General features: G+C 37.4%; 7 protein-coding genes and 1 tRNA gene. 5 read left to right on the top strand and 3 right to left on the bottom strand.

What is annotated here, in order from left to right; all coding sequences use genetic code 11:
• Positions 1 to 31: 31 nt before the first annotated feature.
• The 4 genes from dnaE (at position 32) to WBM60_RS12700 (ending at position 5,986) form a co-directional block, all read left to right on the top strand.
• On the top strand, positions 32 to 4,417 hold the full coding sequence (dnaE, locus tag WBM60_RS12715; protein WP_424283149.1) for a DNA polymerase III subunit alpha: 4,386 nt from the start codon (positions 32 to 34) through the stop codon (positions 4,415 to 4,417).
• 100 nt (positions 4,418 to 4,517) lie between these two features.
• Positions 4,518 to 4,835 (top strand): thioredoxin, encoded by a 318-nt coding sequence (gene trxA, locus WBM60_RS12710; protein ID WP_299164439.1) that lies wholly within the window; start codon positions 4,518 to 4,520, stop codon positions 4,833 to 4,835.
• A gap of 71 nt (positions 4,836 to 4,906) precedes the next feature.
• On the top strand, positions 4,907 to 5,836 hold the full coding sequence (locus WBM60_RS12705) for a DUF58 domain-containing protein (RefSeq protein ID WP_424283148.1): 930 nt from the start codon (positions 4,907 to 4,909) through the stop codon (positions 5,834 to 5,836).
• Positions 5,837 to 5,909: 73 nt separating this feature from the next.
• Positions 5,910 to 5,986, top strand: a tRNA-Asp gene (locus tag WBM60_RS12700).
• 251 nt (positions 5,987 to 6,237) lie between these two features.
• On the opposite strand, the gene WBM60_RS12695 is transcribed toward WBM60_RS12700, so the two are convergent.
• Both WBM60_RS12695 and WBM60_RS12690 read right to left on the bottom strand, forming a co-directional pair.
• Positions 6,238 to 7,254, bottom strand: a complete 1,017-nt coding sequence (locus WBM60_RS12695) for a hypothetical protein (RefSeq protein WP_424263342.1) — start codon at positions 7,252 to 7,254, stop codon at positions 6,238 to 6,240.
• Positions 7,232 to 7,753 (bottom strand): AAA family ATPase, encoded by a 522-nt coding sequence (locus tag WBM60_RS12690; protein WP_424263357.1) that lies wholly within the window; start codon positions 7,751 to 7,753, stop codon positions 7,232 to 7,234. Before WBM60_RS12690 ends, WBM60_RS12695 begins: the two co-directional genes overlap by 23 nt.
• A 689-nt stretch (positions 7,754 to 8,442) precedes the next feature.
• Here WBM60_RS12690 and hemG point away from each other — a divergent pair.
• Positions 8,443 to 8,970, top strand: coding sequence for a menaquinone-dependent protoporphyrinogen IX dehydrogenase (gene hemG / locus WBM60_RS12685; protein ID WP_424263340.1), 528 nt, complete (start codon positions 8,443 to 8,445; stop codon positions 8,968 to 8,970).
• A gap of 304 nt (positions 8,971 to 9,274) precedes the next feature.
• On the opposite strand, the gene WBM60_RS12680 is transcribed toward hemG, so the two are convergent.
• Complete coding sequence (locus WBM60_RS12680; RefSeq protein ID WP_424277049.1) at positions 9,275 to 9,706, bottom strand: VOC family protein; 432 nt, start codon at positions 9,704 to 9,706, stop codon at positions 9,275 to 9,277.
• Positions 9,707 to 9,888: the final 182 nt, after the last annotated feature.

Raw genomic sequence — 9,888 nt, 5'->3', positions numbered from 1 at the left:
CTACTTTTTTTTAAGCTGAAACCAAACTAATATGTACCTCATTTTTGATACTGAAACTACTGGCCTGCCAAAAAGATGGGATGCTCCGGTAAGTGATACAGACAATTGGCCCCGTTGCATTCAAATTGCCTGGCAATTACACGATGCATTGGGAAATTTATTGGACCGGCAGGCCTACCTGATACAGCCTGAAGGCTTCAATATTCCGTATGATGCTGAAAAAATTCACGGTATTTCCACCGAACTCGCCCAGGAGAATGGAATTCCCTTGGCCGAAGTATTGGAAAAATTTAATGTCGCCCTTACTAAAACCAAATTTGTAGTCGGTCAGAATGTTGGTTTTGATCTTAACATTATGGGGGCTGAATTTTATAGGGCAGATCTAAAAACCTTGTTAGGGGAATTGCCCGTTCTGGACACATGTACGGAACATACGGCAACGCTCTGCGCTCTTCCCGGAGGACGAGGCGGTAAATTCAAGCTTCCTACCCTTACTGAGCTTCATCAATATTTGTTTAAAACTCCATTTGCAGAAGCACACAATGCCACAGCAGATGTTGAAGCAACTACCCGTTGTTTTCTGGAACTGGTAAGAAGAAAGCAATACACCAAAGAACAATTGGATGTACAACCCGATTATTTTGAAAAATTTACCGAAGCCAATCCACAGGAAATTCAATTAATAGGCTTAAAACATATCAACTTAAAGAAGGCTTCTGAAAAAATAGCCAAACATCTGAAAAATTTAGATGTAGCAGATATTTCCGAGGAGGACCTGAACCAAAATATAAAGTCACTTGAAGATGCAGAATTTATACATCTGCATAACCACTCTCAGTTTTCGGTACTACAGTCTACCATAAAAATAAAGGACCTGATTGCAAGTGCTTCTGAGAACAAGATGTCTGCAGTAGCACTGACAGATCACGCCAATATGATGGGAGCTTTTCATTTTGTTAAAGAGGTTAAGGCCCATAATAGAATGGTAGAAGAAGCCGGGGCTAAGGAAACAGATAATGAAGACACTATAGAAAGAAATTTTATAAAACCCATTATTGGTTGCGAATTTTTCGTTTGTGATGACCATTCTAATAAAAATGTAAAAGATTATGGGTATCAAATGGTGTTACTGGCCAAAAATAAAAATGGTTATCACAACCTGTCAAAAATGTCTTCTATTGCCTACACCGATGGATTCTACTATGTCCCCAGAATTGATAAAAGTATTATATCGCAATTTAAAGACGATATCATTGTCCTGAGTGGAAACCTTTATGGCGAAGTGGCTTCTAAAATATTAAATATAGGAGAAAATCAGGCCGAAGAGGCTTTGCTATGGTGGAAAGATGTTTTTAAAGATGATTTTTATTTAGAAATCATGAGGCATGGTCAGGAAGATGAAGAAAGAGCTAATAAAGTACTGGTTGAATTTGCCAAAAAACATCAGGTAAAATTAGTAGCCACCAACAATACTTATTACTGTGCAAAGGGAGATGCAGAGGCACACGATATTTTATTATGTGTAAAGGATGGAGAAAAACAGGCCACCCCAATTGGCAGGGGCCGGGGCTACAGGTATGGCCTGCCCAACCAGGAGTACTACTTTAAGAGCGGCTCTGAGATGAAAGAATTGTTCAAAGACCTTCCTGATTCTATTCTGAATATTCAGGAAATAGTAGATAAAATTGAACCTTTTGAACTGGCCAGGGATGTCCTCTTACCCGAATTTGAAATTCCTGTCGAATTCAAGATTAAAGAAGATGAAGCAGATGGCGGGAAACGCGGTGAAAATGCTTACCTCAGACATCTCACTTATGAAGGGGCCAAAAAAAGATATGGCGAGATAACAGATGAAATAAGGGAGCGCATTGATTTTGAATTAACAACTGTAGAGAACTCCGGCTATCCCGGCTATTTCTTAATTGTAGAGGATTTTATCAGGGAAGCAAGAAATATGGACGTTTCTGTAGGCCCCGGAAGAGGCTCTGCTGCCGGTTCGGTTGTAGCCTTTTGTCTTTGGATAACCAATATTGACCCTCTTAAATACGACCTCCTGTTTGAGCGTTTTCTGAATCCTGACAGGGTTTCAATGCCTGATATCGATATTGACTTTGATGATGAAGGACGTGGAAAAGTCATGGATTATGTAATCAATAAATATGGTGCCAACCAGGTAGCTCAGATTATCACTTACGGTACCATGGCTGCAAAATCTTCCATCAGAGATACCGCAAGAGTTCTTGACCTGCCTTTAAATGATGCGGATCGTATTGCAAAATTGATTCCCAATATGTCCAAATTGAGCAAAATATTTGGCGTTCCTGAAGCTGACCTTAAAAAGCGGTTTCGGTCAGATGAATTGGAAAAAGTGAACAGCCTGCTCAACATTTCAGAAGGTGATGACCTGGAGGCGCAGACGGTAAATATGGCCCGGATATTGGAAGGATCTTTACGAAATACTGGTATCCACGCTTGTGGGGTTATCATTACTCCCGATGATATAACCAATTTTGTCCCAGTTGCCACGGCTAAGGATTCAGACCTTTATGTAACCCAGTTCGATAATTCTGTGGTAGAGCATGCAGGCCTATTGAAAATGGATTTCCTCGGACTAAAAACGCTGACTCTCATAAAGGATACCGTTAAAATTGTAAAAGCCCGGCATGGAATACAATTAGATCCGGATGAATTTCCCCTGGATGATGCCCCTACTTATGAGTTATTTCAGAGAGGGGATACTGTTGGGATATTTCAATATGAATCTGTGGGAATGCAGAAACACCTGAAAGATCTGAAACCCTCTGTCTTTGATGACTTAATAGCCATGAATGCGCTCTACCGTCCGGGTCCAATGGAATACATCCCCAGTTTTATAGCGCGGAAGAATGGCGAGGAGGAAATTGCCTATGACCTCCCCGTTATGGAGGAAAATCTTAAAGAAACCTACGGAATAACTGTTTATCAGGAACAGGTGATGTTATTATCACAAAAACTTGCTGGTTTTTCTAAAGGTGACGCCGATGTTCTTAGAAAGGCAATGGGTAAAAAAATATTTTCCTTGCTTCAAAAACTTAAGCCACAGTTCCTTGATGGGGGTGAAAAAAATGGCCATCCAAGAGAAATTTTAGAGAAGATCTGGAAAGACTGGGAAGCTTTTGCTTCCTATGCATTTAATAAAAGTCATTCTACCTGCTATGCGTACATCGCCTATCAAACAGCCTATTTAAAGGCGCACTACCCTGCTGAATATATGGCTGCCGTTTTGTCTAACAATATGAACGACATTAAGCAGGTTACATTTTTTATGGAGGAATGTAAACGAATGGGGCTGGAAGTTCTGGGTCCTGATGTAAACGAATCCTATTATAAATTTGCAGTGAATAAGGACAATGCAGTTCGTTTTGGCATGGGTGCCATAAAAGGGGTAGGGCGTTTAGCCGTAGAGACGATTGTTGAAAACCGGAAAGAGCACGGGGCATATAAATCAGTATTTGATTTAACCAAACGAATTGATTTAAGAGCAGCCAATAAAAAAGCATTTGAGAATCTGGCTCTGGCCGGCGGGTTCGATTCATTTGGGGACTCACACCGAGCACAATATTTTCACAAGGAGGGAGATGGCAGTACTTTTCTTGAAATGGTTATAAAATACGGCTCCAAATTTCAGGAAAGTGAAAACTCATCTCAGGTTAGCTTGTTTGGTGACACCAGCGAAGTACAGATTCCCGAACCTGAAGTACCGCCCTGTGGAGAATGGGGTACCATGGAAAAACTCAGAAGAGAAAAAGAAGTGGTTGGTATTTATATCTCCGGGCATCCACTAGATGATTTCAGGACGGAGATTAATGCCTTTTGTAATGCCAATGTTTCTTTCTTTAATAATTTGGAAGAGTATGTAAACAGGGAGCTTTCCTTTGCCGGGGTTATTACGGATGTGCAACACAGAGTATCTAAAAATGGTAAAGGATGGGCCTTATTTACGATGGAGGATTATACAGATACCTTTGAGTTTCGGATTTTTGGAGAAGAATATTTAAAATTCCGGCACTTTTTTATGATTAATTCCTTTGTATTTGTAAAAGTATTTGTCCGCGAAGGATGGACAAACCGCGAAACCGGTAAAAAAGGAGATGCACGGCTACAGTTTGTCAATTTTATGTTGTTGCAGGAAACTATGGAAAACTTTGCTAAAAAATTGACTATAAAATTGAATATTGACCAGCTTAAAGAAGAAAATATTCACGAGCTAAAAGACACCCTTATCTCCTACAAGGGCAAGCATCCACTAAATTTTGTTGTTTACGAAATGAACGAAGAATTTAAAGTTAACCTGTCCAGTAGAAAACAAAAAGTAGAGATCACCAGCGAACTATTACACACTTTGGAAGAAAAGGACGTACACTATAAATTGAATTAAATAAGCATTTTCAATAGCGTAATAAGAAAAACGAATACTATTGGAGTAATGAAAAGGCAGAATAATTGACTAAATTTGCGTAATTATAAATAAAAACGATATGGCTTTAGAAATAACCGATGCTACTTTTGACGAGGTAGTTTTAAAAAGTGATAAACCCGTTGTGGTTGATTTTTGGGCAGCATGGTGCGGACCCTGCAGAATGGTAGGACCTATTATTGATGAGGTAAGTGCTGAATATGAAGGAAAGGCCGTAGTAGGAAAAGTTGATGTTGATACCAATCAGGAATTTGCTGCAAAATACGGGGTACGAAATATTCCAACGGTTCTTGTATTTAAGGATGGTGAAATTGTGACAAGACAGGTTGGAGTATCTCCAAAAAAAGTATATACCGATGCAATTGAAGCGGTTCTTTAGTTAAAAAAAGAAACTTCTATTTTAAAAAAGGTTTAGCAGTTGCTAAACCTTTTTTAGTTTATCTTGGTCTTATGGATTTGCGGTCAGAATTACATAGAGCCCCTTTATTTCAGAACCTGGAATTATTGGCGAATCAGATTGTGGAAGGCTTTATCAGCGGAATTCACAAAAGCCCCTTTCACGGTTTTTCAGCAGAATTTGCCGAACACAAAATATATAATCCCGGAGAGAGCACAAAGCATATAGATTGGAAGTTGTTTGCAAAGACAGACAAACTATATACCAAAAGATATGAGGAAGAAACCAATCTTAGGTGCCATATGATATTGGATAATTCGGCTTCTATGTACTATCCTGAAATACAGAAGCTTTCCATTGATCATTTAAATAAAATAGGCTTTGGGGTACTTGCCATTGCGGCTTTAATGAACATTCTTAAAAAGCAGCGTGATGCTGTTGGCTTAAGTGTATTTTCTGATACCTATTCCTTTTACGCTTCTGAGAAAGGGAGTGAAAGGCATCACCAAATGTTGCTTGCCAAACTAAGTGAAATAAGCCTCGATAGAAAGCCCGCCAAACAGACGGAGATATATGCCTATTTACATCAGATAGCCGAGAAGATAAAAAGGCGAAGTCTTGTTTTTCTTTTTACAGATATGTTCCAGACCTCGACCTCAGATGATACCCTTTTTGATGCACTGCGGCATTTAAAATACAACAAACACGAAGTAGTCTTATTCCATTTGCTGGACAATGAAACCGAACTGCATTTTAACTTTGAAAATATTCCCAAAAGGTTTATTGATGTTGAAACAGGCAGCCATATAGACCTCTATGCAGATACCATCAAAGAGGCCTACGAAAGTGGGGTTGATGAATACTTGACTGACTTAAAACTAAAATGCGCCCAATATCGCATAAAATATGTGGAGGTGGATATCAAGGAACCCTTTACTAAGGTATTGAATACTTTTATGATTGAACGTCAGAATTTTTTATAGCCCAAACGGAATTTTAAAAAAATTGTTTGTGGAATTCATTTAGCAACGTATATTTGCACACGCTAAACGCCACGGTCCGGTAGTTCAGTTGGTTAGAATACCTGCCTGTCACGCAGGGGGTCGCGGGTTCGAGTCCCGTCCGGACCGCCACAAAGTAAACCCTTCATACATAGTATGAGGGGTTTTTTTATTCCAAGCTTGGAGCTTGCTCCAGGAGCGAAGGATATAAAAGACATAGCCGGCTTTGCCGGCAGTGGGTTACTTTGTGGCAGGCCCACCCCCCCAGGCCGCTTTTGACACACTGAAATTTTAACGAAAGTGGGGAGGAAGCAATCCCGTCCGGACCGCAAAGATTAAGCCCTTTACACAAAAGTATGAGGGGCTTTTTTAAAAACGACTTATCATAAACTAAGGGTTTTCAAATAGCTTTCCATCAACCTAAGGTATTTATCTACTTCAGACAATGCCTTTGTTCTTTCTTTTTCGTTAACCGCACTCTTTGCCCGCAGACTATTGACCTTGGCACGTACATTGGCACGATAGGCCTTGTAAAAAACAAAAAGATGGCGTTCTTTCGACGATTTCATTGAGGGGAAAAATTGATTGTAATATTCAAGAAATAGCTCGGATAAATCCTTTTTTCCAAATGCATCGAGATCCATACAAAGGAAAGCCACTTCGTTCAAAACATCAATTTGCCTGTAATCATCATTGAATTCAATACAATCGAAAGGCTGAGGTGATGGGAATAAAAAAATATTCCTGGAATGAAGGTCTCCATGGCAATCCCTGAAGAAACCGGCCTTGAGTCTGCCTGCCAGCAACTCCTTGTTTTTCTCTATAAAAGTGTTTGAGGTTTTTATGGCATTGGCAATAATAGTTACATATTTGTCGCCGTATGTTTGTGTTGCCAGATATTTATTTTCCGCTTCCAAATCGTTGAATTCTTCCCGAATACCCAACACGTCTTTTTGATAGATTATAACAGTATTCCTATGAAAAACCGCAATTTTTTTTGCCAGGTTTTGAATATCGGACTTGGTTACTTTATTTTGAACCAAAAGCTTATCCATTTGTTTGGTCCTATCCATTTTACGCATCCTGACGGCGTAGTCGACTACCGTTCCCACGTTTCCTCCTATTTTATAATGGTCATTCAATCTATTTATCGGAACAACATCCAGGTAAATATCATTGGTTAGCCGCTTGTTCAATTCAATTTCCCTTTTGCAATATTTTTTACGCTTTTCAAGAGTTGAAAAATCAAGAAATGAATATTTAATGGGCTTTTTGATTTTGTATACGAATCGGTGGCAAATAAACACCCATGATATATGGGTTTCAATCAATTCTCTTTCTCCTGAACCTTCCGGAAATTCTCCTTCTAAGAGCAAACTATTTATCTGTTCCTGTATCATTCTTCCAACCTATGTATTGAACAGCTTTTAGCAACATTTCTTCAATGTTATTATTCGTCGATTCCAATAACAAATGGTGCTCGTTAAACGGTTCCCATTGTTGCTGGATTAGTTTATACACCTCAAAATCAGCTTCGCTATAAGGCCTGCTTTTTTTTAATCGCTCTTTGATCGTACTTTCGACCGAATGTAATTCAATATAAAAAACCTCGCCCTGATCTGATAATTGCTTCATAAAAGAATCTCTAGTTTCTTTTTTATGGAATGTGGCATCGAGCACCAGGTTTTGACCCGTGGCTATTGCTTCTTTCGCCTTGCCGAGCATGGTATCATAAACCACTTTTTTTTCATGATAGGAATATGTTCTTTGTGCAAATAGCTCCTTCCTTAACTTATCACTATTCAGATAGCTTGCATCTATCATTTTTGCAAGTCTTGAAGCAAAATAACTCTTGCCCGTACCTGGCAAACCAAAAACAAATACAATCATCCTGTTTATTCTTTTAGGGTACTAAGTTAAACCGGCGATTTCAGAAGTTTGATGATTTATATCATAAGCTACATTGCACGTAGCTGATTCATTTATCGCCCGATTTTAAAGAGAATAAATCAATGAAACGATTAAATTAAAAAGTCTCTTTTTGTGTGAATAGATAGTTACTGTTAACCGATTGTCCCATTCAAATAAGCAAAAGTTTACCCAGGAGTAATATGGCAGGGTAGTTCAGAAAAGAGTTAGTGAGGAGATTAAAAAGCTAAAAGGAATTATTAGTAGGAATGTGGAGAAGATATGATATTTGACATATAACTTTGTTCTCAACTTTTAGTTACTAAATCCCACTAATTGATGCAGCTAAGTAAATTCCGAATAGGCGAGGAAATCAATTCTGTCCGGACCGCAAACAAGAAAGTCCTTCACAAAAAGTGAGGGGCTTTTTTTGTTTTTAGAAAATCCATATATTGGTTAGAATTATTTATTCTTAGGGCAATTACTTCTGGGAATATATTTATTGTAACAGGAGAAGCCTAATTATATTTTTTTGATTTATTATTACTAAGTAATTCTAATAAAATCAAAGTTTAAATAAACGATTGGCAGTGTTTACAGGATAAATGAAATATTACCTTTACACAATTGTTGTATTTGATAGGCATAAATACTAAACGCTCATATTATTTGATATTAAGATGAATGATAAAACTGCGATAATATATTCTTCAGTAGATGGACAAACTCTAAAAATTTGTAATAAACTTAAAGATAGTTTGCAACAAAGCAACCCAAACATTGTTCTATTTTCAATTGATGATTTTAATGAAGATGTATCCCAATATGATAAGCTTATTATTGGCGCAAGCATTAGATACGGAGTTCATAATAAAAAAGTAATTGACTTTATAAATACCCATAAAAAAGAACTTGATAGTATAAAAACAGCTTTCTTTTCTGTTAATCTGGTTGCAAGAAAATCTGAAAAAAACACACCAGCCACAAACCCGTATGTGATAAAATTTTTTAAAACCATTGATTGGACACCTACTGTAGTTGAAGTATTTGCAGGAAAATTAGACTATAAAAAATACCCTTATTTTGATAGAATTATGATTCAATTTATTATGTGGATGACCAAAGGGCCAACAAATATTAATACAGAAATTGAATATACCAATTGGGAAAAAGTAAAGAAGTTTGGAATGCAACTTGGCAATATGTAAAGAAGTTATTTAAACAGCACTGAAAGCAAAAATAAATACAGAGGATTAAAACGCTTCATATTTCTGACGATAAAGTTCAAATAAAGGATAGCTTTTAATCAGTTTTGTTAATAATTAGAATTCAGAATTTTCACAAAAGTTCATTTATATTAAAAGGTGAGCCCAGTGGTGAGCCTCTAATAGCACTCTTTGGCAGGCCTTGAAAATAAGCGCTTTCGAGAGCCAGCGATAAAGCAATCCCGTCCGTCCCGCAATGTAAAATTGTTAAACACTTATTAATCATTCAATTGGTAAGTGCTTTTTATTATTCGCTTTGTTTGTAAAATGAATTTTCATCTACCACAATTGTTGTCAATTCAACTGTATGTCCGTCTGGATCTTTTGTGTAAATTGAGTGGAAATAATAATGGTCCTGGATGATATATTCCAAATTCAGATCCATGTAACGCTTTTTTGCTTTATCAAAATTTTCTTTGGTTACATTGAAAGCAAAATGGTCAATTTTTATGTTTTTTGATTTTAAATCAAGTTCTGTGTCAGAAGTATTTGCGGGGAAAAGAGCTATTCCAGATTTATTTGCAAGCATAAAAACAGGAAAGTCTCCCCATTCTGACATTTGATATTTTTTTAGCCCCAAAACTTTATCGTACCAATCCGCAGATACTTTTAAATCCTTAACGCGAATTGCAACGTGGTCTAAAAATTCTATCTCTATTTTATTTTCTTTACTATTCATTTTTCAAATTACAGCTAAGGTTTGGACCAAGATTAGATAGGACGAAATTCTTTATGGATTTTCCACAACCTGATCAATTTTTCTAAAAATAAGAATTTCCAAGTAAAGAGAGAAGCAGGTATTAACCTGCCTGCCACGACTGAGTCAGGCAAATCTGCAGATATTTTATAACCGGCGTAATG

It is taken from the genome of Eudoraea sp. (genome assembly GCF_049669105.1).
In the GTDB taxonomy this organism is placed as follows: domain Bacteria; phylum Bacteroidota; class Bacteroidia; order Flavobacteriales; family Flavobacteriaceae; genus Eudoraea.
This window is presented reverse-complemented; position numbering and strand designations above follow the sequence as displayed.